Genomic DNA, 24,595 nt, shown 5'->3' with positions numbered 1-24,595 from the left:
GACGCGATTGTGTCGGGCATCGTCTTGCAATTCAAATTCAGTCGACCACGGCCATTGCAATGCCGTTGCTGCCAGGGCGCAATCAACCGCGCCTGAAACCATTGACCAGTGCATCAAGCTGGCTCAGGACTGCTTCAACCCCCCCTCAAACGCCGGCGTCAGCCCCGACAATTCCAGCTTGCGCACGAAGTCGCCGAGGCGCTGTTGCTTGTAGGCGTCGACATCCATGTCGCGATAGTCGTAAAAGCCCTGGCCGTCTCGCAGGCCATTGCGGCCGTTCTGCATATTGTCGGCGATCACTTGTGGCGACTCGAAACGCGGTGCCAGCGCGCCGCTCAGGTAACGCGATGCGTAGTAGAGAATGTCGCCTCCACCCCAGTCGATGAACTCAAGCAGGCCCAGCACCGAGAAGCGCAGGCCGAAACCCACGCGCACCGCAGTGTCGATGTCTTCCGCGCTTGCCACGCCCTCCTCGACCATCCGTGCGGCTTCGTTCATCGCCAGTGCCTGGATGCGCGGGACGATGTAGCCGGCGACAGGATTGCACACCACCGCCACCTTGCCGATGCGCTTGAGCAGTTGCAGCAGCCGCTCGACCACGTGCGGGCACGTCGTTTCGCTGCGACTGACTTCCACCAGCGGCATCAGGTACGCCGGATTCAGCCAGTGCGCGTTCACGAAACGCTTCGGCTCACTGACCATTCCACTCAGCTCGGTGACCAGAAAGGTCGAGGTCGTCGAGGCAATGATGGTCGAGGCCGGAACATGCTCGCTGACCCAGGCGAAGGTCTCCTGCTTCACCGCAATGACTTCCGGCACGGCTTCGAACACCAGGTCGCACCGGCTGAGTGTCGCTGCAGCGCGGGATCTGGCTTGCAGCGTCAACCGTGACATCGCGATGTCCGCCTGGTCCGGCAGGAGCACACCGAGGCGCACCAGCATCTGCAGTTCGCCGCGAACATTGTTTTGCACACGCTCGAAGTAGTCGCGCCGCTCATCCTCGGCGCGCTCCTTGATGTCGATGAGGGTGACCGGCAGGCCCGCGTGGATGAACGCCAGCGCAATGCCCTCGCCCATCCGGCCGGCACCGACCACGCTGACTGACGGCAGCGCCCCGCTCATCAGTTGTAGCCCCGGGTCAGGAGCTCGGTCATTTGCGCCCGGTCAAGACTGGCCAGCCCCAGGTTCTCCAGGGTTCGGCCTTCGGCGTAGAGGTCGCGTGCCGCCACCACCGAGGCGATGCTCAGCAGGCCTTGCGCCACGGGGGTCGGGACACCGGCCCAGCGCCCCACGGAAACCAGGAAGGACAGGCCCAGGCGGGTGTCTTCGAGCATGTATCTATGGGTCTGCAAGTCGATGTCTTCGCGCCAATCGCCGCTGTCGGTCAGCTTGCCGTGGGCACCCCGTCCGTACATCCACTCTTCGCCGTCGCGGGTGTTGTAGTGATCAGCCAGCGGAAAGTGCGGTGCGCCATAGGTCAGTGCTTCGCGCACGGCCATGCGTTCGGCATCCAGCTGGTTGGTCACCCGGCGAATCGACGGCTGGGTGCCCTCGTTGTGAATGTCCCAGGCGTCGAAATGCTCAAGCGGACCGGCGTTCATCATGATCAGCGGCGGATGAATGATGGGGCCCGCGTTCATCAGCGCACCGCTCAAGGCGTCTTCAATCGGTTCGACACTCGGGTAGGCTTCGCGCAGCACAGCGAAGGCGTGGTCGGACAGGTTGCTGGGGAATACGCCGGTCGGCAGGCGGGTGGCGTAGCCGCTGATCACCAGGTCGCTGGCGCCGTGCTTGCGCACCAGATAGGGCAGCGTACCGGTTTCAGCGAAGGCGACTTTGCTCTGGTTGCCCGCATCGGCCATGGCCTTGGCGAACACGTAGCTGCCGAAGGTACCCGGTGGCAGGAACACCACTTGACCCTCTTGCAGGTGCGGCGCGACGTGTTTGGCGAGGTCTTCGTGGGAGGTCGACGGCAGCGGGATGATGACCAGTTGCGCGTCACTCAGGGCTTCGGCGAGGTCGTCGGTCAACGACAGTTTGTCTCCCTGCTGACCGACAGACAACTGACGCGTGCCACGGTAGTCCCTGATCGTCAGCGCGCCGATGGCCAGCAATTCCTTGAGCGCTGCGCCATCGCGACGCCACAGGCGAGTCAGGTGGCCTTTCTCAGCCATTTCGACAGCAGCGGCGTAACAGCCGTGACCACCACCCAGCACGGTAATATTCATCGAGATGCTCCTTTGATAAGAGACTCGATCCTATCGAGCCACGCCGCCAGCGACTTATCCGATTGCGCAACCGACTGACCCATTACGCAGAAGTCTCAATGCCTGTGCCGTCGCAGGGTGTCTGACGGCAGGCAGCCGTAGCGTTGCCGGTAGCCGCTGGAGAAATGCCCGAAGCTGTTGATGCCATGACGCAACAGGATATCGGTGACGGTTTCCCCGACCCTGGCCTGCTTCAGTGATTCGTGGATCAGCGCAAGCCGGCGATCGCGAATGTAGTCGACCGGCGCCTGCTGGAGGAACTGGTTGAAGCCGTTCTGCAAGGTGCGCACCGAGACGCCACAGAGTTCGCTCAAGGTCGCCAGGCTGATCGGCTCGTCGAGGTGTTCCTCGATGTAGTCACGAGCCTTTTTTACGTGATGCGGCAGCGGTGCGCGGGCGTCGTTCAACAGATCCGCGGAGTAGTTGTGCGGCAGCTGGGTCAGCAGCAATTGCATCAGGTATTCGGACAGGCTGCTGGCAATGCGTGAGCCGTCGACGCCGCTGCCGTACAGCCGGCAGATATAGTCCAGGGTGTGATAAAGGCTGACGGCACCGGCGCTCAGATGGTCGACCCTGACATCAAAGATCACCGACTGTCGCAGGCTGCGACCTAGCAGGCGTTGCAGGTGCGTCTCCAGGGCGTCACGGTCGACGCGCAGGATCAGGTTGCGGCATTCGCCATCCGTGACGATGCGGCTTTGCGCGAACGGCGAGGAAACGCTCAGGTAGCCCGACTGCATCGCCGCGCTTTGTCGCCCGTGCGCCACTTCGCACTGCCCCTGCAAGGTAATGCGAAACAGGTACTGATCGGCAATGTCGCCGATGGTGATCTCCACCGGGGCGCCGTAACGCAAGTCGAGCAATGCCAGGTCGCCGAAAAATACCCCATTGAGCCGGGTGTAGATGGGTGCGTCACGCAGCACGTTGAAGCTGTGCGGGCACAGGTATTGGCTGACCTTGGCCTTGATCTCACGGTAATCGGTTGAGCTGAGCAGGCTGTGCCGCTCGAGCAGGTGTACGTCATTCAACATCGAGGGCTCTCCTGATCTGGAGCGAATCGGCCCCGCTGCGTTTGCACGAAGCGGGGCCGTGGTGTCGATCATGAACGATCGCACATCACGCCGGGGTCGGGTACTCACGGGCATAGCTTTCGCGGAAATGACGGCAACCTCGCCACAGCAGAAACACCGTCAACACCGACGCACCAGCGATCACCAGGGACATGGACGAGCCCACCGCCGCCGGCGAGCCGAAGTAACGGTCGGTCAACAGCGCCACCAGCGTGGTGCCCACGCCCAGACCGAGCAGATTGCTGATGAGCAGGAACACCGCCGAGACCTGTGCACGCACCTGATTCGGCGCGAGAATCTGCATCGCGGCGGTGGACGCCGGCATCGGAAACGAGGCAAAGAACATCGCCGGCACCAGCAGGGTCACCGACAGCCACAGCTGATCGACTTGCGGGAACAGGATGGCGGGTATCACCATGCCCAGTGCGCCGATCACCCCGGTGCGCATTGCGGCGTCCTGATGGCCGCGCTTGGCGAGGAAGTCGGTGAGCCATCCGCCGAACAACACCCCGGTGGTGTTGGCCAGCAGCAGCACCGTACCGAGCATGTAGCCCGCCTCGACCGGCGTCAGGCCGAACTTGCGGATGTACAACGCCGGGCTCCAGCTCATCATGCAGAACAGGGCCATGGCGTAGAACGAGAAACCCAGGTAATGGCAGGTGAAAGTCGCACGGTGACGGCCGAGAAAGCGGATGCCATCGCTCATCGCAACCTTCTTCGGCCGCCCCTGCGCATCAACCTGCAAGCCTTTGCGCGCGGGGTCACGCACGGTGAGCCAGATCAAAATGCCGACCAGGATGCCGGGCAGACCGACAATGAAAAACGCCAGCTGCCAGGCTTTCATGGCACCGAGGAAGGCGACCTCGATGGTGTTCATGTCCTTGAGCAGCGCAATCACATAGCCCCCCACCAGGAAGGCCAGGCCGCCACCGACGAACGAGCCGATCGAGTAGATGCCCACCGCGCGGCCCAGTTTCTCCTTGGGGAACATGTCGCTGAACATCGAATACGCAGAGGGCGACAGGGCCGCTTCGCCGACGCCCACGCCAATGCGGGCGAGGAACATGTGCAGGAAGTTTTTGCTCAGGCCACACGCGGCGGTCATCAGACTCCAGACCACCACGCCGACGGCGATGATCTTCGGCCGGGAGAAGCGGTCCGCCAGGTAGGCGATGGGCATGCCCATGAAGGCGTAGAACAACGAGAACGCGAGCCCGTGCAGCAGGCTGAACTGGGTATCGCTGATTTGCAGGTCGGCTTTGATCGGTTCGATCATCAGCGCGAGGATCTGCCGGTCCACGAATGAAAAGATGTAGGCGACCATGCACAGCCCCACCACGTACCACTCGTATAGGTAAGTCTTCTTCTTTTGCAGGACCGCGTTATTGACCTGGACGTTCACGGGTGTTTGCTCCTCTTGAAATACGCTCATGTGCGCAGCGCGCCGGCTAACGGCGCACAGGACACCGACGGGTAAGTTGCGGGGCAGATGCAAAAGACGTTGGGTTCGAACATGGCCGGGCCTCTTATTGTTTTGGGGTGTAACCCTGGTTGGATCGGGCTTACCAGAACTTCCAGGTGTAGGTCGTGGCGACACGGAATTCGTTGTAGTCGTAGCCGTACTTCTGCTTCACGTCGATGTTGCGCAGGTCCAGTCCGAGGCCTTGCAACGGCCCGCTCTGCACTACGTAGTTGAGCCCCAGATAGCGTTCGCTTTCCTGGTTGTCACTCAGGTCTGCACCGCGGTTCCAGTGGGTCCCTTTGGTGTAACGGGTGTAGAACTTCAGCCCCGGCATCCCCATTGCGGCAAAGTCATAGCCGTAGCGCGCCGACCAGGATCGTTCACCCGGGCGAACAAACCCCAGGGACGACCAGTGCACCAGGTACGGTTGCGGGATATAACCGTTCATGGTCGGGAATACGCTGTCACCGAGCATGCGCTGGTAACTGACGCCAAACATATGGGCACTCTTGAGCAGAGTGAACAAGGCGCCGTAGGAGCGGTTGTCGATCTCACCGTTCAACGCCTCGCCCTCTTCGTTGTTATTGAAGTAGCGCAAGTCGGTTTTGAGCTTGTAGCCATTCCCCAGCTCAGCCATATGCATCAGGCCGACGTAGTGCTGCTGATAAATATCATGCAGCACGCCATAGAAATAACTGGCTTGCAGGTTTTTGCTGATGTCGTAAGTGGCGCCACCGAAGTCCAGGCCATCACTGTCGAGATTATCGGTGGAGCCGTACTTGTACAGTTTCTCGTGGTTGGAAGATTCCCGCGTCACGGCAGACCAGAAACGACCGCCGGTCAGCGTCAACCCATCGATCTCCTTGGACTCCACCACGGCCCCCTGGTAAATGGTGTCCAGCTGGCGACTTGGGTCATCGAACGCAACCGGCAATTGCGGGCGCAGATCACCGACCTTCAACTCGGTCTTGCTGTAGCGCATCTTGAAGGTGGCCCCGGCCCGACTGTAGTCGTCGGCGGTCTGCCCGTCACGAACGCTATAAGGCAGCGAACCGTCATTGCCCGAAGAGTCCAGGCGCACGGCGTATTGCGCATCCACATCAAGACCGATGGCCAGGGCGGTGTCGGTGTAGCCGGACGTAAATTGCGCATCGAAACCCTGAGACCAACTGTGCACTTCAGAATCCGGTGCCTGGGTGTTGGTGTAGTTACGGTGCAAGTAGAAGTTGCGCGTATCCACTTTGAAGTGACTGTCTTTAATCACATCAGCTTGTGCGGCCAGTGGAGAACAAATCCCCAACACACTGGCGATACCTATTCCACGGCATGACTGCCTTACTTGATACATCTGACATCTCCACATCTGTATGTGCCTGGGCACTGTTTTTATAGGAGCAGAATCAAACCAAAGACCACCGGGGGTGGTGCGAGCAGGGCTTTTTGTTGTTATGGGGTTAAAACGCCACGCGGTCTCAATGGAACAGCCCGCAACGACGACAACCCGTGTCTGTCCAAGGTAAGTCAGCAAGCGCTGCGCCGATATCAAGAAGAACAGCATCCGAAGGAGGGAAATCTCCCACCCCGCTAAAGGTTTCTCTTAGGCGGCTCTGAAGCGGAAGATGATGGTGCACGTGTTCTGCCTGGCAGCCTCCCCGATTGCGCAGGCAACTCTCTAATTGCGCAACCCGGTGCAGACAACCGGCCGAACGGTCGCTGGCACAAGAATTACGCTGTGTCGGCATTCGCGAAGCAAAAAAAACCCCGCAACCGAATGGGGTGCGGGGTAAAAAATTGGTTGGTTGCGGCCAACCAAAGGAGCTCTGTAGAAAACGTCAAGGCGCCTGGTTCAGATGCAATCCTGGGCAGCGCGTTCAAAACTCGACGGCAAAAAGTTCGAGGCCAGCAAATGTCGTTCGTAGATGAACACCTTGCCGCCGCTGCCGGCCTTGTACGCCTCCAGCACGTTGTCTGCCGACACCTTGCTCGGCACCACGATCCGGTAGCTGCGCTGGGTTTGCGAAACAGTGGGATTCAACGCGCTGCCCTGCAATTTCGGTACAACGCAATCGGCGTACTGGGCGGGGGTTTTGCTGGTCTTCAAGGTCATGGTCGGGTCGTTCGGTGCGCTGGCACAACCGGCGAGCAACAACGTGCCAAACGCCATGGCAGACACACAGGTGGGGCGCATCAATCTCATCCTCAACATAAAAATACGGCTTATCAGGCAGCAGAACCGCGTCACGCCGGTCGCCGTCGTCATTCGATGCAGGGGATTGTCCGGCTATTGTCATCAAAGTAGAACTTGCGTTTCGTGATGGTCACTATTACTTCTAACAATAGTTGCGCGACGCGCAGACGGGTAAATACTCAATCACCACTGAAAAGATTGAAGAGGATCTCTCCTTGAGAACTTTTGACTTCATCCGCGACGCCGTTCTGCCCGATTTCCGTGACCGGGTGGCCGAGTACCTGGTCCAGTACGAATCCGTACTGATGGGCGAACAGGCGCCCGACCCCGAGCTTGCACGGGCGACCGCCAATCAGTTGCGCGGTTATTTGCGTGGTTTGAACACTACGCGGGTGTTGGGGATGGCGGATTGGGAGGAACTGGATCGGCGAGTGGTGGACCTGTGGCTTGGGCCACCGTCCGCTCAGCAGTAAGTTGGTGGACGGTCCGGGCAAGGTGCAGCAGCGGTCTAGACTAAACAAAGCTACACGCCTCCAGCCTCTTGATTCAGGGGAAACGGGATGACCGGGAAAACAGCGCGCCAATGCTCGTCATGGCTCCTCCCCGCCCTCCTCGCCATCAGCCTGGCGCTGACGACGGGGTGTTCCGGCAAATCAAAAGCGGCGCGTTATTCCACCTCGAACATAGGCTCCAACTGTTATGCAAAAGCACTTCCCACGGCTGGCGAAGGTGGATTGGCCTGGGGCAACACGTTAAGCATGGCCCGCAAAAAATCCATGGATAACTGCATGCGCTATGCCGGCCGCTCCGGTGGCACGCCGAACACCTGTCAGGTGGTGTTATCGGAGTGCCGGCATTGATAGCGCGAGCTACCCCTGTGGCGTAATGACTGCCACCTCACCTTAACAATGAAGATTCAAGTTGTTTTTTCTCAATCAAATGGAATGATCTGAATGGAACTCATCAATCAACTGCAACCCCACGCGTGTGCCGGCATGGAGGACATCAGACGCGAAATCGATGCCCTCGATCAGGCGGTTATCAAGCTGTTGGGCAAGCGTTTTCAATACGTTCTCGCGGCCTCGACGTTCAAGACTTCCGCCGCATCGGTTCGCGCACCGGAACGGTTCAAAGCGATGCTGGCAACACGTCGCGAGTGGGCTGAGGCAGAAGGCCTGAGCCCGGATGCAATCGAAAAGATGTACAGCGACCTGGTGAGCCATTTCATTGCCGAAGAAATGAAGCACTGGGCGGCTCATTCGACCACCCCCTGATCAACGCGTGCGGGCTACCCGTTTTAAATCGGAGGCCCTGCCCGGTTCATTCCAGACCCTCTGCCAGCAGTGCCCTTTGTACTGTCGGTCGCTGACGGACACGGCTGTACCACGCCTGAAGATGAGTCAGGTCGTCGAAATATATCGGCGCGTTGTACTGCGACTTCAACCAGCCCGCCTGCCCCCAACCTGTGAGGGCGAACAGGTAAGCATCGGCAACGGTGAACGTGTCGCCCAGCAGGTAGGTCCGGTCAGCGAGTTGTTTATCGATCCATGCAAACCGCGCCTCCAGCTTGGGCCTTGCAGTGTCCACGTACTTGCCGGCCAACGTGGCATAGAGCAGCGGGATAAAGCCCTTGTGGATCTCCGACGTCAGAAAGCCCAGCCATTCCTGAAGCCGATACCACTCAAGGGTGCCACTGGGTGGGGTCAGCCCCGATTCAGGTTTCTGGTCGGCCAGGTACTGCACGATCACCGGACCTTCGCGAAATCGGGTGCCGTCATCCAGCTCGAGGATCGGCACGTAGCCGAGGGGATTGATGTCGTAGAAATCGATGTCACCTTCGACCTTGTGCCGGCGATGATCGACCTTGAGTAGCGTGACATCCAGACCCAGTTCATTGATGACGATATGCGGGGAAAGTGAGCAACTGCCGGGGATGTAGTAGAGCTTCACGCGCGATCTCCTGAAGGGTCACTTCCACCTGGAAAGTGAGGAATGACTATCTTAGGGATCAGGTATATAAAAGGAAGAAGGCACTTTTTTATCATCTAGGTACAAAAAATATACCTGAAAGAATGTGAGGATATGTCGTGAAAAGGAATGTGACTGGCTGCTCGGTGGAGGAATCCATGCGCCTGCTGGGTGGGCGTTGGCGACTGCTGCTGGTGTCCTACCTGCTCGATGGGCCCAAACGCTTCAATGAACTGCGGCGCGATGTTCCGGGCATTTCGCAGCGGATGCTCACCCTCGATTTGCGAGCCCTTGAAGAAGTGGGGCTGGTGAAACGTACGGTGTTCCCGACCGTCCCCGTCAAAGTGGAATATGAGCTTACCAAAGAGGGCGACCGGTTGAGGCCGGTCGTCAGCGTCATGCAGGAATTTGGCCTGTGGCTCAAGCAGAGCGGCAAAACGCAGATGCCGTCAGACGACGTGCAGGCGGACAAAGACTGACAGGCATTACTTGACGAGCCGCTTCTCCTTGGACGGCCGATAGCCGAAATACGCGCTGTAGCATTTGCTGAAATGACTCGGCGAAACAAACCCGCACGCCACCAGCACCTCCACCTGTGACAGCTCCGTGTGCTGCAACAGTCGGCGCGCTTCGGTGATGCGCAGTTCCAGGTAATAGCGCTGCGGCGTTGTACCCAGTTGCTCTTTGAACAGACGCTCGAGTTGCCGACGGGAGCGGCCCGCATAGACCGCCAGTTGCTCCAGTTCCAGCGGCTCTTCGAGGTTGGCGTCCATGAGCTTGACCACCTCGCGCAACGGCGCGCTGACGCAGATGTTTTCCGCCGGTTTGATACGCCGGTAACGCGACTCTTCGAACGCCAGGATGTCCTCGACGCCTTCAACAAGCGCTTTGTCGTACAGGCCTTTGATCCAGTCCAGCGCCATATGGAACGCGCCGGAAGGACTGGACGCCGTGAGCCGGTCGCGATCAATGACGTAGGGTTCGCTGCTGACGTGGGTCGCTCTGGAAATCTCAGCGAGCGCCGGGCGATGCTCGGGGTGGATCGCGCAACGGTAGCCATCGAGTAAACCGGCCTTGCCCAGGAACCAGGCGCCATTCCACAAGCCGGCCAGCATCACGCCCTGCTCGGCTGCTGTTTTCAGTAGCGTGATGAACGCCTCATTGGCTTTCAGCTCGGTTCGGTAACCGCCACAAACGACCAGCAGGTCCAGCGCTTTGGTCGCTGAACTGTCGATCACGGCATCTGGCCGGATCACCAGCCCCAGATCGCTGATGACCTCCCCTTCGCTCAAGCCAAACGTGCGGGAAGTAAACAAACCGGGGCGTAAAAGATTGGCGGTGATGATCGTATCGAGCACCTGCGTGAACGCCGGCAACGAGCAATGTTCGAGCAGCAAAAATCCTGTGCGGACCACTTGCGGTGTTTCGCCGGGGTTCTCATTCAAGTAGCGAAGGTTTTTGCCCTTCATCCCTCCGCTGAATTGGCGTCGTTCGATCAATGCTCGACCTGCTCTGTCAAAAATGAACACGTTATGGGGTGCGCTGCCAAAGCGCAATGTTGGCGGCGAGAAGAAACGCGAACCTTTTCCTCTTGCATCTTGATGCTACGCTTTGAAAGCGACGCCCTCAAAACTCCACTGCTCACGCTCGAGAGTGAAAACATGAAGTGGATCCTGATCGGTGGCATCACCGTAGCAATTATCGGCACGCTGACCCATGGGATCATCCAATGGAAAAATGCCGAAAAACATACCCAGGAATTACGCTGTGGTGAGGCCAGGGAGACGTTAAAGGGCGTTGAAGTCAGAGCACGCGCGCTGGCTGCAGGAATGACCGTGGATGCCTACGCCAAGGCCGAAGAAGATGAAGTGGCGAAACTGATCGGCGCGCTCGACGCCGCCACCAATGACGTTGAAATTGATTCGGTCATAGAGTCCCACGCGTCTGCCATTGGTGCGGAGGACGCGGCGATTGACGCAGAGGTTGATACGCGGGGCAATCAGGCCTTTCTGGAGCAACGACTGCGCAAACAACGGATCCCGGGGGACGTCAAACAAGAACTCGAACGCGCTGCCAAGGCCGTCAAACTCACTTGCAGCTAACGCCCGGCTTCGTCCCTCCTTCCCGTGCACGTCAGTCCATGAGCAGTCTGCGATCTTTTGATCTGGTTGTCGGCGCGAAAATCAAACGCCGAAGTCCTGCTCCAGTTCCGTCTGCAACCACTCGATAAACCACGCCACATCTGCCGACAGCTCGGCCGAAGGGGTCAGCACCCGATAGCTTTCCAGCTTGACCTGGCTGTCCAGCGCCCTTACCAGTCTGCCGGCGTCAAGCTCTTCGCGCACCAGCACTTCGTTGGCCAGCGCGATGCCCTGCCCGCTCTCGGCTACCGACAAGGCGTGGTCGTTGTTGACGTAGAGCATGTCCGAATTGAGATGAAAATCGAGGCCATGGGCAGCGAACCACAGGTTCCACCACTCGCCGTCATCGACGTGGATCAAGTTGTGCTTCACCAGATCGGCCGGGCTTTGGATGGGGTCGATGCTGGCCAGGTAAGCCGGGGTGCAGATTGGGAACACCCGAGGACAAATCAGCGTGGCACGGGAGTCGGCATATTGCCCGTCCAGGCCGTAGACGATCCCCAGGTCAGCGGACTTGCCGTCTACTTCGGTGAACGTGGAGTTGGGCTCAATAGCAAATTTCAACCCCGGCCGCAGGTGACGCATCGCTTCGATCCTTGGCATCAGCCAGCGTTTGGCGAACCCCGGAACCACCATGATGCGCAGCCACCGTTCGGTAGCCTTGGGGCGTGCTTCCTTGCCCGCTTCAATGATGAGCTGCAAGGCCGCCGAAATCTTGCGGTGATACTTCTCCCCCGCGATCGTCAAGGTGACACCGCGAGACGTGCGCTCAAACAGCTGCGTGCCCAACCACTCCTCCAGCAGCTTCACATGTCGGCCAATGGCGGGCTGCGTCACATGCAGGGCTTTGGACGCCTCGACATAGCTGCCCAAACGGGCCGCGGCATCAAAGGCACGCACCGCATTCAGAGGTGGCAATCGGTGGTCAGGCATAGGATGTTCACGCCTTCTGCTATTAAATTATTTAACAACAGCTATGTTAAAACTGAAGTTTCGCTCTCGCAACCGCTCACTGATAATCGACCCCACAGCACAATAAAAAAACACCTGAACGCAATTCGATCCTGCCCAAAAAAACAATATCCAGCGCTCGCAGGCTTCGCTGTTTACAGCACATCCGCAGCGGTGGGGGAATCGGAGGTAACGCATGAATGCCCTGCATTCGCTGCAAACGCTGGCGGTGTCCATCCGCTCAGTGCGTAAAGTCTACGGTGATCCACAGACGGGCCCGGTGGCGCTGAAAAGCATCGACCTGGACATTCATGACAACGAATTCTTCACCCTCCTCGGCCCTTCCGGCTGCGGTAAAACCACCCTCCTGAGGATGATCGCCGGGTTCGAATTTCCGACCCAGGGCGAGATCCTGCTTTACGGCGAAAACATCGCCGACCGCCCGCCGTTCGAGCGTCCGGTCAATACCGTGTTCCAGCACTACGCCCTGTTCCCGCACATGACCATTGCCGAAAACCTGGCCTTCGGTCTCGAATCGCACCCGATGGGCAAGGTGATGAAGAACGCGCAAATCGCTGAACGAGTGCGCGAGATGCTCGCGTTGGTGCAGATGGAACGGTTCGCGACACGCAAGCCGGCCCAACTGTCCGGCGGTCAACAGCAAAGGGTTGCCCTGGCCCGCGCCCTGGCGCCGCATCCCAAAGTGTTGCTGCTGGACGAGCCACTCTCGGCCCTGGACCTCAAGTTGCGCCAGGCCATGCGTGAAGAGCTCAAAAGCATTCAGGCGAGGACCGGTATCACCTTCATTTTCGTGACCCACGATCAGGAAGAAGCGCTGACCATGTCCGACCGCATTGCGGTGTTGTCCGAAGGCGAAGTGCAGCAGGTCGGCCGCCCGGAAGACATCTACGAACGGCCGCGCAATCGTTTTGTGGCGGACTTCATAGGCGAAACCAACTTCATCGACGGCACGGTCACCCGGATCGAGGCGGGCCAGGCCTGGTTCGCCGGCCCCGCTGGGCACCCACTGCCGGCGCAACCGTGCAGCGATGTGCACGTCGGCGCCTCGGTCGCGTTGTCCGTACGTCCCGAACGTCTGCACCTGGTGCCGGCGAGCACCGAGGGCGCATTGCCGTGCCGGGTCGACACGCAGATCTATCTCGGCACTGACTTGCAATATCAAGTCAGCCTCAGCGACGGCTCGCGCCTCACCGTGCGCACGCCCAACAGCGTCGACCGCAGCTTGCGCTTCGCCGTGGGCACTCAAGCCGGTCTGTTGTTTGACAGCGGCAGCGCCAGCGTCCTGCACGATTGAGCACGAGGAATTGCCATGCACGCTTTACCGATTGCCAACACCCTGGAACGCCGCAAAGCTTTCCAGAGCTTCCTCGGCGTCAGCCCGGCGCTCATCGCCATCAGCCTGTTCCTCATCGTCCCGATCGTGATTGTCATCGGCTACTCGCTGATGGAAGCGAACCCCTATGGCGGGGTAAACAAAGTCTTCAGCACGGAGGCCTACACCTCGCTGTTATTCGAGCGCCAACTGGATGACAGCCTGGCCTTCGCCGACTCTTATCTGCTTATCGCGCTGCGTTCGATCGGCATTGCCGGGTTGACCACCCTCATCACCCTGCTGATCGGTTTCCCGGTGGCGGTGTGGCTGGCCATGCAGCCGGCGCATCGGCGGGGGCTGCTGATCTTTCTGATCACAGTACCGTTCTGGGCCAACTTGTTGATTCGCACCTACGCCTGGATTTTGCTGCTGCGTAACACCGGGGTGATCAACAACAGCCTGATGGGACTCGGCGTGATCGACCAGCCGTTGCAACTGCTCTACACCGACGGCGCGGTACTGCTGGGGCTGGTCTATACCTACGCGCCCTTTGTCGTACTGCCGATTTACGCCACCCTGGAAAAAATGGACATCCGCCTGCTGGAAGCGGCGCAGGACCTTTACGCCGGGCGCCTGCGCACCTTGCGCAAAGTGGTGTTGCCCATCGCCAAACCTGGAATCATGGCCGGCGCCATCCTCACCTTTGTGCCGTGCCTGGGGGCGATGATTGCTCCGGAATTATTGGGTGGAGGCACCCGAATGATGCTCGGCAACCTGATCTTCAGGCAGTTCAGCGATGCGCGTAACTGGCCGTTCGGCGCGGCCCTGTCGCTGGTGCTGATGGCAGCGGTGATGCTGGTGCTGACGGTGTATGCCCTGCGTGCCGAACGCCAGCGCGTCGCCAAGGGAGGTGCGTGATGCTGGGTCTATTCAAAAGAAACGCGCTGCAGGTGCAGGACTTTCCGGGCTTTGGCGGCTTCAGTTTCCTGTTCTACCTGTACCTCTACGCACCGATCGTGGTGCTGGTGGTGTTCTCCTTCAACGCCAACCAGTCCGCGACCGTGTGGACCGGCTTCAGCCTCGACTGGTACCGCGCCGCGTTCGCCAATCAGGCCCTGCGTCAGGCTGCGGGAAACAGTCTGCTGATTGCCGTCTGCGCCAGCATGATCGCGACGGCCATCGCCACCCTCGCCGCCCTCGGCACATCCCGGGGCGCCAGGTTCAAGGGCCTGCAACTGTCGATGGGAGCGATCATGTTGCCTTTGGTGCTGCCGGAAATCGTAGTCGGCGTTGCTACCCTCGCGTTGTTTTCCACCATTGGCCTGTCTCTGGGTTACGGCAACCTGATCATCGCTCATACGGTGTTCTGTATCCCCTTCGCTTACCTGCCGATCCGGGCGCGGCTCAACGACATGGACCTCTCGCTCGAACAGGCCTCGGCTGATCTTTACGCCGGCCCGTGGCGGACCTTTCGCAAGGTCACGTTACCGCTGCTGATGCCAGGCATTGTTTCCGGGCTGATGCTGGCCTTCATTGTTTCGCTGGATAACTTCGTGATCTCGATGATGGTCTCCCAGGCGGGCACCACCACCTTGCCCATCTTCATCTTCGGCCTGCTGCGCATGGGCGTGACACCTGACGTCAACGCCGTCTCGACCCTGATCCTGGGCGTCTCGGTGTTGTTCGTCAGCCTCTCGTACCTGTTGGGCAAAAAGAACACCTGAACCTTTTACGAACCGTGGGGAATTAGCATGAGCACGTGGATAAAAAGCATCAGCACTTCGTTGTTCCTGACCTTACCGCTGACCTTGGTCGCGAGCGTTCAGGCCGCGGAAAAACTCAACGTGGTGAGCTGGAGCGGTTACTTTTCACCAGAAATACTCGCCAAATTCCAGAAGCAGAGCGGCATCGAAGTCACGGTGGATTCCTATGATTCCAACGAGACGCTACTGGCCAAACTGAAGCAGGGTGGCGCCGGCTACGACGTGGCGATTCCGTCCAACCAGTTCATTCCAATCCTGATCAAGGAGCAGTTGCTCGAGCGCTTCGACCCGGTGAACGAGCCCTACTACGCCAGCGTCGTCGACAACCTGAAAAAGCCCACATGGGACCCGCAAGGTGCCTACTCCATGCCGTTCATTTGGGGCACCACCAGCGTCGTGATCAACGCCGAGCGCTACAAAGGCCCCTCCGACAGCTACAAAGTGCTGTACGAGCCGCCGGCCGAGCTACAGGGGCGGATTAACATGTTCGACTCGGTCAGCGAAGTCATCGACATGGCCAGCCTGTACCTGAACATCCCGTTGTGTACCGAAGATCCGAAACAGATGCAGCAAGTGCTGACCCTGCTCAAGGCACAGAAACCCTTCGTCAAAACCTACAGCTCCAAGGCCGGCTCGATCCGCGAAAACCTCGCCTCCGGTGAAGTCGACATGTCGATGTTCTGGGGCGGTTCGTCGATGCGTGCCCGGGAAATGAAGCCCAGCCTGAAGTACCTCTACCCCAAGGAAGGCGTACTGGCCTGGGTCGACAATATGGTCATTCCCAAGGGCAGCAAAAACCCGGCAAACGCCAAGGCGTTCATTGCGTTCCTGAGCCAGCCTGAAAATGCGGCGATGACGCAGAACTTCCTCAAGCACCAGAGCCCGATCAAGGGCGTGGAACCCTTCCTCGACGCCAGTCTCAAGGATGCACCGGAACTGCATATTCCCGAAGGCACCCCGGTGGTGTTCAGCAAGACCTGCGGTGAAGGCGCGATTCGCCTGGCCGATCGTCTCTGGACCAACCTGATGCGTTGATCCCTGCCGCCCCGTCACGGCGACGGGGCAATTCTCCAGCCGTCTGAAAGGCCGCTTGCAATGACTTCCAATAACATCAGCGAACTGGTCCTGCTGCAGGCCCATGAACTCGCCGAACGCATCCGCCTGCGCCAGGTTTCCTGTCGAGAAGTGATGCAGGCTTATCTTGCCCATATCGAACGCTTCAACCCACGGGTCAATGCGCTGATCAGCCTGCAAGCGCCAGAAGATCTACTGGCCCAGGCCGACCTGCGCGACACCGAACTGGCGCGGGGCGAATACAGAGGCTGGATGCACGGCCTGCCCCACGCGGTCAAAGACCTGTCCTTGACCCAGGGTATCCGCACCACCCTGGGTTCACCGCTGTACAAGGATTTTGTCCCTGAACGCGACGGCATCATGGTCGAGCGCATCAAGGCGGCGGGCGCGATCATCATCGGCAAAACCAATACCCCGGAGTTCGGCCTCGGCTCCCAGAGCTACAACCCGCTGTTCGGTGCCACCGGTTGCGCGTTCGATCCGGGCAAAACGGCCGGCGGCAGTAGCGGTGGCGCGGCGGCAGCACTGGCCATGCACCTGGTGCCGGTGGCTGACGGCAGCGACATGATGGGCTCGTTACGCAACCCGGCCGCGTTCAACAACATTTTCGGCTTCCGTCCATCGCAGGGACGCGTGCCGTTTGACGACAGCGCCGACCTGTTTTTCGATCAGCTCGGCTACGAAGGTCCCATGGCGCGAAGCGTGCGAGACGCAGCCTTGCTGTTGTCCATCCAGGCCGGCGGCGATGCCCGTGCACCACTGTCCATCGCGGAGCCTGGCAGTGTTTTCGCCGCGCCACTGGAACGGGACTTCAAGGGCACACGCTTGGGCTGGCTCGGCGACTTCAACGGTTACCTGCCGATGGAAAAAGGCATCGTGGCTCTGTGCGAGAAGGCCTTTGCCGACTTCGAAAGCCTGGGTTGCCACATCGAACCGGTGCAGCCGGCGTTCGCGCCCCAACTGCTGTGGAGCAGCTGGCGAACCTTGCGCCACTGGTCAGTAGCAGGCTCGCTGGGGGCCGCGTATGCCGACCCGCACAAACGCGTGCAGCTGAAACCGGAGGCCTGCTGGGAAATCGAAAACGGTTTGCAACTGTCGGGCAGCGACGTCTACGCCGCCACCGTTGTGCGCAGCGACTGGTACCGTGCGCTCTCGCGGCTGTTCGAGCGCTTCGACTACCTGTTGTTGCCGAGCGCCCAGGTCTTCCCGTTCGACAAAACCATCCCATGGCCAAGTTCCATTGAAGGCGTGGCCATGGACACCTACCACCGCTGGATGGAAGTCGTGATCCCGGCCACGCTGTCCGGGTGCCCGGTGGCCAACGTGCAAGTGGGCTTCAATGACAACGGGCTGCCGATGGGCGTGCAAATCATCGGGCGGCATCAGGCCGATTTTGCCGTGCTGCAATTGGCCCATGCTTATGAATCGGCAAGCCGCTGGTTCACTCGGCACCCGTCGCCATTGCTGACTACGACGCCGCGCTAGCCTCGGCCATCCGCGACTCCTCGCTGATTGTCGACGTCACCATCGTCGCGATAATCGACTTCAGGGCCAGTTGCCCCACGGGCTGGCCCTGTTCATTGGTGACCACCATCTCATCCAGCCCCGCCTCTACCAGGCGCTTGACCGCCGATTCGAGTGACGTGCCCACAGGCATGGCCAGCGTTGCGCCGGGCTTGACCCGTACAAAAGGGCGCATGATCGCGTCGACGCTGATCACCCGTCCGCGATTCACTTCCTTGACGAAGTTGGCAATGTAGTCGTCGGCGGGACTCATGACGATCTCCTGTCGGGTGCCTTGCTGCACCACTTCACCGTCGCGCAGGATGGCGATGCGGTCACCGATGCGCAGCGCCTCGTCGAGGTCATGGGTGATGAACACGATGGTCTTGCGGATCTCTTTTTGCAGGTCCAGCAGCACCGATTGCATGTCCATGCGGATCAGCGGATCGAGCGCCGAAAAGGCTTCGTCCATCAACAGGATCGGCGCATCGTTGGCCAGTGCCCGGGCCAGGCCGACACGCTGCTGCATGCCTCCGGAGAGCTGATTGGGGTAGTGATTCTCGTAGCCTTGAAGTCCGACCCGATCCAGCCAGCGCCGGGCAATTTCCTGTTGCTTAGCACGGGGCAAGCCCTGGATTTCCAGCCCGTAGACTGCGTTGTCGAGCACCGTCCGGTTCGGCAGCAACGCGAACTTCTGGAACACCATCGACACATGATGCCGCCGGAATTCGCGAAGGTCGTTGCGGTTCATTTTCAGTACATCAACGCCCCCCACGATGACTTCACCGGCGGTGGGTTCGATCAACCGGTTGATATGGCGGATCAAGGTCGATTTGCCCGACCCGGAAAGCCCCATGATCACCTGGATCCCACCGGACGGCATGCTGATGTTGATGTCCTTCAAACCCAGCACATGGCTGTGATTGCTCAGCAGTTCAGACTTGCTCATGCCCTGTTTGACCCGCTCGATACTGGCCTGCGCCTGGTAACCGAAGATCTTGTAGAGATGGCGGATTTCGATGCCAAAGTCGCTGCTCGGATTAGTGGCCATGAACCTTCTCCAGATGCTTTTGCAGCCGTCTGCCATACGCCTGGCTGACCCGATCGAAGATCACTGCGATGCCGACAATGGCCAGGCCGTTGAACATGCCCAGGGTGAAATACTGGTTGGAAATGGCTTTGAGCACCGGTTGCCCCAGCCCTTGAACGCCGATCATCGAGGCAATCACCACCATCGCCAGGGCCATCATGATGGTCTGGTTGATGCCGGCCATGATCGAGGGCAACGCCAGCGGCAATTGGACGTTTTTCAGCTTCTGCCAACTGGACGAACCGAAGGCGTCGGCGCATTCGAGCATCTCGGCGTCGACGTGGCGGATGCCCAGGTTGGTCAGGCGAATCATCGGCGGCAAGGCGTACACCACCACCGCAATCAGACCCGCGACCTTGCCGATGCCCAGCAACATCACCACTGGGATCAGGTAGACAAAACTCGGTAGAGTCTGCATCACGTCCAGAATCGGACTGACCAGATTGCGCAGTCGATTGGAGCGAGCCATGGCAATGCCCATCGGTAAACCGATAACGATGGAAATCACCGTGCACACGAAGATCATCGACAGCGTCTTCATGGTGTCGGACCACATGTCCAGGTACCCGATCGCCATCAGCGTGAATACGCAACCCAGCACGATTTTCCAGCTGCGACTGCCAAACCAGGCAATCAAGGCGACCAGCAAAATAATGATCGGCCATGGCGTGGTGGTCATGAATCGCTCGGCCTGATTCAGGAAGTATTGCAACGGCTGGAAGAAGCTTTCGAAGCTATCGCCGTAGGTGCTGGTGAAGTTTCGAAAGGCTCCGTCGATGGCCTTTTTCAAAGCCCGGAGCCGTTCGTCCTCCATGTGTGGAAAGCTTGATAGCCATTCCATGAGATTCCCCTTTTGTTGAAGACCTGGCAGTCGATTCAAGACATGGGTGTTCTTATTTTTATCGGCGCCCTGTGCGATGCAGCTCGACGTATCGGGCTGCATCGACTCATGGGATTAAAGCGCAGCTTTGATCTTGCCGCTCGCTTCAGGGGTCACCCATTGGCTCCACAGCGCTTCGTTATTTTTGAGGAAATACTTCGCGCCCTCCTCGCCGGTCGCTTGGTTATCGGTCATCCAGGCAATCAGTTTGTTCACCGTTTCGTTGGACCAGGCGCGCTTGTTCAAGTACGCCATGACGGTCGGCGAGCGGGCGGCGAAGGACTTTGTAGTCAGGGTGTACACCCGATCGATCGGCCAGCCATTGGGTTTGGGGTCTGGACAATCGGCGACCGTGTTGCATCGCTTCCACTCCGCCGCGTCCACGGGATGGCCATTATCCAGTTTCACCATCGGGTATTTGCCCAGTAGTGCCGTGGGTGCCCAGTAGAATCCGAGCCACGGCGCCTTGCGTTCGTAGGCTTTGGCGATAGAGCCGTCCAGCGCCGCTGCCGAACCGGTGTCGACCAGTTCAAAACCGGCTTTCTCGAAACCGTAGGCTTTGTAGAATTGTGCGGTGACGACAGTGCCGCCCCAACCTTGCGGGCCGTTGTAGATCGCACCTTTTTTCTTGTCGTCTGGGGCCGGGAACAGTTCCGGGTGTTTTTTCACATCGTCGAAACTCTTGATGTCCGGATGAGCGTCAGCGATGTATTTCGGAATCCACCAGCCCTGGGATCCACCGTCGCTCAACGAGTTGGCGGCCTGGATCAGGTTGCCGCTTTGTATGCCCGTTTTGGCGACCTCCGGAACCAGGTCGATCCAGCCCTCGGGCGCAATATCGGGCCGGCCCTTTTCGACCATGGAGGTGATGGTGGGCACCGTATCGCCCGTCACCAGGTCCGCGTTACAGCCATAGCCGGCATTCAGGATCAGCTTGTCGACGTTGGCCATCACTTCGGCGGATTGCCAGTTCATGTTGGCAATCGTTACATCCCCGCACTCAGCCGCTGCTACCCAGCCACTGAAGGCGACCATCGCCAGCGCCAGTCCAGTCTTCGAGAAAGACTTTGCATTCATAAACGCACCCTCGATTGCGGCCGGAATTAAGGAAGGGTCAACTACCGCGTCATTGGACCTTCTTTCTTGTCAGCAGAACGGGCAAAAGGACTCATTGAACGTGCGACCTGTGTCGCGGCGTCCAGACCTGCTTTTATTGTTTTATCGAAACCGTTTGTCAGCATGGCCTCGAGGCCCGCGGCGGTGACGCCGCGGTAACTGCTCAGCATCTCCAGAAGTTCGTCGACCGAGTGTTCCTTGCCGATCAGCTGGCTGGCTTCCACGACCACGGCATGTGCGGCACGGCGGGCAACATCAGGCGCCAGGCCTCGGCTCAAGGCGTCATCACACAGGCTGCGCGCCAGCAACGCGGGGTAGGCAGGCCCGGTTCCGACCAACGCCGTCAGGTAATTCATCTGGTGCTCTTCGAAGACTTCATCGGCGCTGCCGAAGGTTTCGAACAGCCGCTGTGCGAACGCTTTTTGTTCGGCGCTCACGTCCGGCGCGGCAAACCACGGCGTGTAGGATTTGCCGATTTCGGCGGCGGCATTGGCCATGGCACGAATCACCTGCCGGCTGCCGGTTTGCTGCATCACCTCGTCCACGGACACGCCGGCCATCAGGGAAATCACCAGACTGTTTTGAGCTGCAATCCGTACTTGGGCAAATTGCTCCGGACGTACCGACACAATCACCACCACACAGCGATCCACCAGCGCCTGGTTATCCTGCGTGACCGTCACCTGCGGCCACTGGGTCGTCGATAAGGGATGGCGGGCGCTGCGGTTCGACAGGACCAGCGACTCAGGCCGGATAAACGACTTTTCGAGCATCGCCAAGGCAATCGAACGGCCAAGCCATCCCGATCCACCGATAATGCCTATCGTGGGTTCTTCAAACATTTGAACCTGCCTTCGTCAGTCGGAAGTCGCCGGTGACACCTCGTCCATCTCGTAGCCATGGCGGGCGTAGAAGCGTTTCAATTCGCGCTCCAGGGGTTCCTGGCCGGTGAAAATCTTCACGTATTCGGGAATCCGCCGCATACGTTCCCCGACGTCCTCTCGGGTATTGGTACTGATGTAGCCAATCTGTGTCAGGTAGATCGTTCGAGCCCGCACGTCGGCGGCGTTGAAGTCGTAGTCGAAGCGCACGAACATGCGGATCAAGGCTTCGCGCCTGGCGATGTCGGCCACCCTGATGTGCTCGGACACTTCAGCGGACTGCAAGGCCCAACTGCGCATGGCGAATTCGAACTGTGAATCAAACAGGTCCGGGTTAAGCCAGCAATCGAAAACGTTGAGCATCGCTTCGGCAATGCTCTCGGCGTAACACTCGGTCTGGGCCACCAGATTGCCGGTGTTCTTCACCCGCCAACGTTCGATCAACGCACTGAGCAGCTCTTCACGATCCTTGAAAAACCAGTAGAAGCTGGTTCTCGACAGCCCGAGTTTTTTCGCCAGCGGCATCACCCGCACGGTGTCCACACCGCACTCGGTGAGGCTTTCGTACGCGGCATCGAGCCACCCTTCCGGCGACCCTCTCCAGCCTGTGTCCATCACTTTGGTTTGTTCGTTCATGGCTCGATCCTAGTCGCTGATCCGACGTCACGCAAGTAAAATGTACACCTGTGTCCAGCTTGTTGACACAGGTGTACATTTCACCCTAACGTAATTTCAAACCTGGTCCGCTGTCGCTTCCGGAGAGTCTTGACGATGCTGAATGATCCGCTCCTCCAGCCCTATCAGTTGAAGCACCTGACACTGCGCAATCGCATCATGACCACCGCCCACGAACCGGCGTATCCCGTGGACGGCATGCCCAAGGACCTCTATCGCGCCTACCACGTCGAACGGGCAAAGGCCGGTGTGGCTTTGACCATGACGGCCGGCTCTGCGGCGGTTTCCCGGGACAGCCCACCGGTGTTCAACAACATCCTCGCCTACAAGGATGAGGTGGTTGGCTGGATGAGGGACCTGACCGACGCCTGCCACGAACATGGCGCGGCGGTGATGATTCAACTCACGCACCTGGGTCGCCGCACCCGTTGGGACAAAGGTGACTGGCTGCCTGTGGTGTCGCCGTCGTTCGAGCGCGAGGCGTCTCACCGTTCCTTTCCGAAGAAGATGGAAGACTGGGACGTGGAGCGCATCATCAAGGACTACGCCGACGCCGCGGAGCGGATGAAACTCGCAGGTCTGGATGGCATCGAACTGCAGGCCTACGGGCACTTGATGGATCAATTCTGGTCGCCGCTGACCAATGATCTGGATGCGCCGTACGGGGGGTCGATCGACAACCGTCTGCGTTTCACCTTCGACATCCTGCGCGCCATTCGCCAGCGCGTCGGCCAGGAATTTATCGTCGGCGTGCGCTACACCGGCGACGAGCAATTGCCCGGCGGACTGACACCCGCCGATGGCCTGGACATCTCCAGGCGCTTGAAGGACAGCGGCATGGTGGACTTTCTCAACGTCGTCCGGGGGCACATCGACACGGACGCCGGTCTCACTGACTTGATCCCAATCCAGGGCATGCGCAACTCCCCGCACCTGGATTTCGCCGGAGAAATCCGCGCCGCCACCGACTTCCCGACCTTCCACGCCGCGAAGATTCCCGACGTGGCCACCGCCCGCCATGCCATCGCCTTGGGCAAGGTCGACATGGTCGGCATGACCCGCGCGCACATGACCGATCCCCATATCGTGCGCAAGATCATCGAAGGTCGGGAAGAAGATATCCGCCCTTGCGTCGGCGCCAACTATTGCCTCGACCGGATTTACCAGGGCGGCGCAGCTTATTGCATCCACAACGCAGCCACGGGCCGGGAAACCACCCTGCCCCACGACATTCCAAAGGCAGCAAAGAAGCGCAAAATCGTCATTGTCGGCGCGGGTGTCGCCGGGCTGGAAGCCGCGCGGGTGGCGGCCGAGCGTGGTCATGAGGTGGTGGTGTTCGAAGCCGCCAACCAGGCGGGCGGACAGGTTCGGCTGACGGCGCAGTCCGAGCGCCGGCGGGAAATGATCAGCATCGTCGAATGGCGCATGGCCCAGTGCATGGCGCGGGGTGTCACCTTCCACTTCAACACCTGGGCCGAGGCCAGCACTGTCCACGACGAGAACCCAGACGTGGTCATCATCGCCACCGGCGGCCTGCCCCACACCGAGATTCTCTCGAGCGGCAATGAGCTGGTGGTCTCGACCTGGGACATTATTTCCGGGGACGTGAAGCCTGGGCGCAATGTTTTGCTGTTCGATGACGCCGGCGACCACGCCGCACTGCAAGCGGCAGAATTCATCGCCAGGAGCGGCGCAAAGATCGAGATCATGACGCCGGACCGAACCTTCGCCCCGGAAGTCATGGCGATGAATCTGGTGCCCTACATGCGCTCGCTGCAAGCGCTGGACACGACCTTCACCGTGACCTTCCGCCTACTTTCCGTTGAGCGCGACGGAACAGACCTGCTGGCGACCATCGACAGTGACTATGGCAGTGCGCGCAAGGTTCGACGGGTCGATCAGGTGGTGATCAACCATGGCACCCGCCCTCTGGACGAGCTGTATTTCGAATTAAAACCCGCCTCCAGCAATGGTGGCGTGGTTGAGCATCACGATTTGATCGTCGGGAATCCCCAACAGGTCGTGACGCATCCCGAGGGGCGGTTTCAGTTATTTCGAATTGGTGATGCGGTTGCTGCGCGCAATACCCACGCAGCGATTTACGATGCGTTGAGGCTGGTCAAGGATCTATAAACGACGAGATTCCTGCAGCAGCTGGTGAAGCCTGCATCCTGTGGCGAGGGGATTTAGCGAAACGTCGCACCGCCCCGTTCGGCTGCGCAGCAGTCGTAAA

25 protein-coding genes are annotated in these 24,595 nt (G+C 59.6%); 11 read left to right on the top strand and 14 right to left on the bottom strand.

Going from position 1 to position 24,595, the window contains the following annotated elements:
• Positions 1-123 precede the first annotated feature (123 nt).
• From AC3ZVB_RS14395 to AC3ZVB_RS14370, 6 genes are all read right to left on the bottom strand, one after another.
• Positions 124-1,122: a 3-hydroxybutyryl-CoA dehydrogenase gene (locus AC3ZVB_RS14395; protein WP_490146882.1), complete on the bottom strand. Its 999-nt coding sequence runs from the start codon at positions 1,120-1,122 to the stop codon at positions 124-126.
• Positions 1,122-2,228, bottom strand: coding sequence for an NAD/NADP-dependent octopine/nopaline dehydrogenase family protein (locus AC3ZVB_RS14390; protein WP_162439792.1), 1,107 nt, complete (start codon positions 2,226-2,228; stop codon positions 1,122-1,124). Before AC3ZVB_RS14390 ends, AC3ZVB_RS14395 begins: the two co-directional genes overlap by 1 nt.
• Positions 2,229-2,323: 95 nt before the next feature.
• Positions 2,324-3,298 carry an AraC family transcriptional regulator gene (locus AC3ZVB_RS14385; RefSeq protein ID WP_490146881.1) on the bottom strand — a complete coding sequence of 325 codons (975 nt, stop codon included), beginning with the start codon at positions 3,296-3,298 and terminating at the stop codon, positions 2,324-2,326.
• Positions 3,299-3,383: 85 nt separating this feature from the next.
• Positions 3,384-4,739, bottom strand: coding sequence for a spinster family MFS transporter (locus AC3ZVB_RS14380; protein ID WP_162439806.1), 1,356 nt, complete (start codon positions 4,737-4,739; stop codon positions 3,384-3,386).
• A gap of 160 nt (positions 4,740-4,899) precedes the next feature.
• The gene (locus AC3ZVB_RS14375) at positions 4,900-6,147 is read right to left on the bottom strand and encodes an OprD family outer membrane porin (protein ID WP_490146880.1); all 1,248 of its coding nucleotides are present in this window, start codon (positions 6,145-6,147) and stop codon (positions 4,900-4,902) included.
• A 498-nt stretch (positions 6,148-6,645) separates the two neighbouring features.
• Positions 6,646-6,987 carry a YajG family lipoprotein gene (locus AC3ZVB_RS14370; RefSeq protein ID WP_194692315.1) on the bottom strand — a complete coding sequence of 114 codons (342 nt, stop codon included), beginning with the start codon at positions 6,985-6,987 and terminating at the stop codon, positions 6,646-6,648.
• Positions 6,988-7,202: 215 nt separating this feature from the next.
• Here AC3ZVB_RS14370 and AC3ZVB_RS14365 point away from each other — a divergent pair, with 215 nt between their 5' ends.
• From AC3ZVB_RS14365 to AC3ZVB_RS14355, 3 genes are all read left to right on the top strand, one after another.
• Positions 7,203-7,460 (top strand): hypothetical protein, encoded by a 258-nt coding sequence (locus AC3ZVB_RS14365; protein WP_162439796.1) that lies wholly within the window; start codon positions 7,203-7,205, stop codon positions 7,458-7,460.
• 87 nt (positions 7,461-7,547) lie between these two features.
• Positions 7,548-7,847: a hypothetical protein gene (locus AC3ZVB_RS14360; protein WP_162439797.1), complete on the top strand. Its 300-nt coding sequence runs from the start codon at positions 7,548-7,550 to the stop codon at positions 7,845-7,847.
• A 93-nt stretch (positions 7,848-7,940) separates the two neighbouring features.
• The gene (locus tag AC3ZVB_RS14355; protein WP_162439798.1) at positions 7,941-8,261 is read left to right on the top strand and encodes an isochorismate lyase; all 321 of its coding nucleotides are present in this window, start codon (positions 7,941-7,943) and stop codon (positions 8,259-8,261) included.
• Positions 8,262-8,307: 46 nt separating this feature from the next.
• Here AC3ZVB_RS14355 and gstA read toward each other — a convergent pair whose 3' ends face one another.
• Complete coding sequence (gene gstA, locus AC3ZVB_RS14350) at positions 8,308-8,937, bottom strand: glutathione transferase GstA (RefSeq protein ID WP_490146879.1); 630 nt, start codon at positions 8,935-8,937, stop codon at positions 8,308-8,310.
• A 176-nt stretch (positions 8,938-9,113) separates the two neighbouring features.
• Here gstA and AC3ZVB_RS14345 point away from each other — a divergent pair, with 176 nt between their 5' ends.
• On the top strand, positions 9,114-9,434 hold the full coding sequence (locus tag AC3ZVB_RS14345) for a winged helix-turn-helix transcriptional regulator (RefSeq protein ID WP_208525756.1): 321 nt from the start codon (positions 9,114-9,116) through the stop codon (positions 9,432-9,434).
• 6 nt (positions 9,435-9,440) lie between these two features.
• Here AC3ZVB_RS14345 and AC3ZVB_RS14340 read toward each other — a convergent pair whose 3' ends face one another.
• A complete protein-coding gene (locus tag AC3ZVB_RS14340) occupies positions 9,441-10,424 on the bottom strand; it encodes a GlxA family transcriptional regulator (protein ID WP_490146878.1) in 984 nt (327 codons plus the stop codon).
• A gap of 192 nt (positions 10,425-10,616) precedes the next feature.
• Between AC3ZVB_RS14340 and AC3ZVB_RS14335 the strand changes: the two genes are divergently transcribed.
• A complete protein-coding gene (locus AC3ZVB_RS14335) occupies positions 10,617-11,057 on the top strand; it encodes a hypothetical protein (RefSeq protein WP_490146877.1) in 441 nt (146 codons plus the stop codon).
• An 81-nt stretch (positions 11,058-11,138) separates the two neighbouring features.
• On the opposite strand, the gene AC3ZVB_RS14330 is transcribed toward AC3ZVB_RS14335, so the two are convergent.
• Positions 11,139-12,029 carry a LysR substrate-binding domain-containing protein gene (locus AC3ZVB_RS14330; protein WP_162439801.1) on the bottom strand — a complete coding sequence of 297 codons (891 nt, stop codon included), beginning with the start codon at positions 12,027-12,029 and terminating at the stop codon, positions 11,139-11,141.
• 214 nt (positions 12,030-12,243) lie between these two features.
• Between AC3ZVB_RS14330 and AC3ZVB_RS14325 the strand changes: the two genes are divergently transcribed.
• The 5 genes from AC3ZVB_RS14325 to AC3ZVB_RS14305 are packed head-to-tail and all read left to right on the top strand — an operon-like array spanning position 12,244 to position 17,702.
• The gene (locus AC3ZVB_RS14325) at positions 12,244-13,362 is read left to right on the top strand and encodes an ABC transporter ATP-binding protein (protein ID WP_490146876.1); all 1,119 of its coding nucleotides are present in this window, start codon (positions 12,244-12,246) and stop codon (positions 13,360-13,362) included.
• Between the two features lie 15 nt (positions 13,363-13,377).
• Positions 13,378-14,298 carry an ABC transporter permease gene (locus AC3ZVB_RS14320; RefSeq protein WP_490146875.1) on the top strand — a complete coding sequence of 307 codons (921 nt, stop codon included), beginning with the start codon at positions 13,378-13,380 and terminating at the stop codon, positions 14,296-14,298.
• Positions 14,298-15,104 carry an ABC transporter permease gene (locus tag AC3ZVB_RS14315; protein WP_490146874.1) on the top strand — a complete coding sequence of 269 codons (807 nt, stop codon included), beginning with the start codon at positions 14,298-14,300 and terminating at the stop codon, positions 15,102-15,104. Before AC3ZVB_RS14320 ends, AC3ZVB_RS14315 begins: the two co-directional genes overlap by 1 nt.
• A 27-nt stretch (positions 15,105-15,131) precedes the next feature.
• Entirely contained in the window at positions 15,132-16,178 is a 1,047-nt protein-coding gene (locus AC3ZVB_RS14310) for an ABC transporter substrate-binding protein (RefSeq protein WP_490146873.1), read from the top strand.
• Between the two features lie 60 nt (positions 16,179-16,238).
• A complete protein-coding gene (locus AC3ZVB_RS14305) occupies positions 16,239-17,702 on the top strand; it encodes an amidase (protein WP_490146872.1) in 1,464 nt (487 codons plus the stop codon).
• Here the strand turns inward: AC3ZVB_RS14305 and AC3ZVB_RS14300 are convergent.
• From AC3ZVB_RS14300 to AC3ZVB_RS14280, 5 genes are all read right to left on the bottom strand, one after another.
• The gene (locus AC3ZVB_RS14300; protein WP_162440627.1) at positions 17,686-18,771 is read right to left on the bottom strand and encodes a quaternary amine ABC transporter ATP-binding protein; all 1,086 of its coding nucleotides are present in this window, start codon (positions 18,769-18,771) and stop codon (positions 17,686-17,688) included. The genes AC3ZVB_RS14305 and AC3ZVB_RS14300 overlap by 17 nt on opposite strands.
• On the bottom strand, positions 18,761-19,624 hold the full coding sequence (locus AC3ZVB_RS14295) for an ABC transporter permease (RefSeq protein WP_442966307.1): 864 nt from the start codon (positions 19,622-19,624) through the stop codon (positions 18,761-18,763). Before AC3ZVB_RS14295 ends, AC3ZVB_RS14300 begins: the two co-directional genes overlap by 11 nt.
• A 141-nt stretch (positions 19,625-19,765) precedes the next feature.
• The gene (locus tag AC3ZVB_RS14290; RefSeq protein ID WP_162440625.1) at positions 19,766-20,767 is read right to left on the bottom strand and encodes an ABC transporter substrate-binding protein; all 1,002 of its coding nucleotides are present in this window, start codon (positions 20,765-20,767) and stop codon (positions 19,766-19,768) included.
• 41 nt (positions 20,768-20,808) lie between these two features.
• Positions 20,809-21,648 (bottom strand): pyrroline-5-carboxylate reductase family protein, encoded by an 840-nt coding sequence (locus AC3ZVB_RS14285; protein ID WP_490146871.1) that lies wholly within the window; start codon positions 21,646-21,648, stop codon positions 20,809-20,811.
• 15 nt (positions 21,649-21,663) lie between these two features.
• Positions 21,664-22,323 carry a TetR/AcrR family transcriptional regulator gene (locus AC3ZVB_RS14280; RefSeq protein WP_162440623.1) on the bottom strand — a complete coding sequence of 220 codons (660 nt, stop codon included), beginning with the start codon at positions 22,321-22,323 and terminating at the stop codon, positions 21,664-21,666.
• Positions 22,324-22,458: 135 nt separating this feature from the next.
• Here AC3ZVB_RS14280 and AC3ZVB_RS14275 point away from each other — a divergent pair, with 135 nt between their 5' ends.
• On the top strand, positions 22,459-24,495 hold the full coding sequence (locus tag AC3ZVB_RS14275; RefSeq protein ID WP_490146870.1) for an oxidoreductase: 2,037 nt from the start codon (positions 22,459-22,461) through the stop codon (positions 24,493-24,495).
• Positions 24,496-24,595: the final 100 nt, after the last annotated feature.

It is taken from the genome of Pseudomonas sp. MDV22-iso1, assembly GCF_058145095.1.
This window is presented reverse-complemented; position numbering and strand designations above follow the sequence as displayed.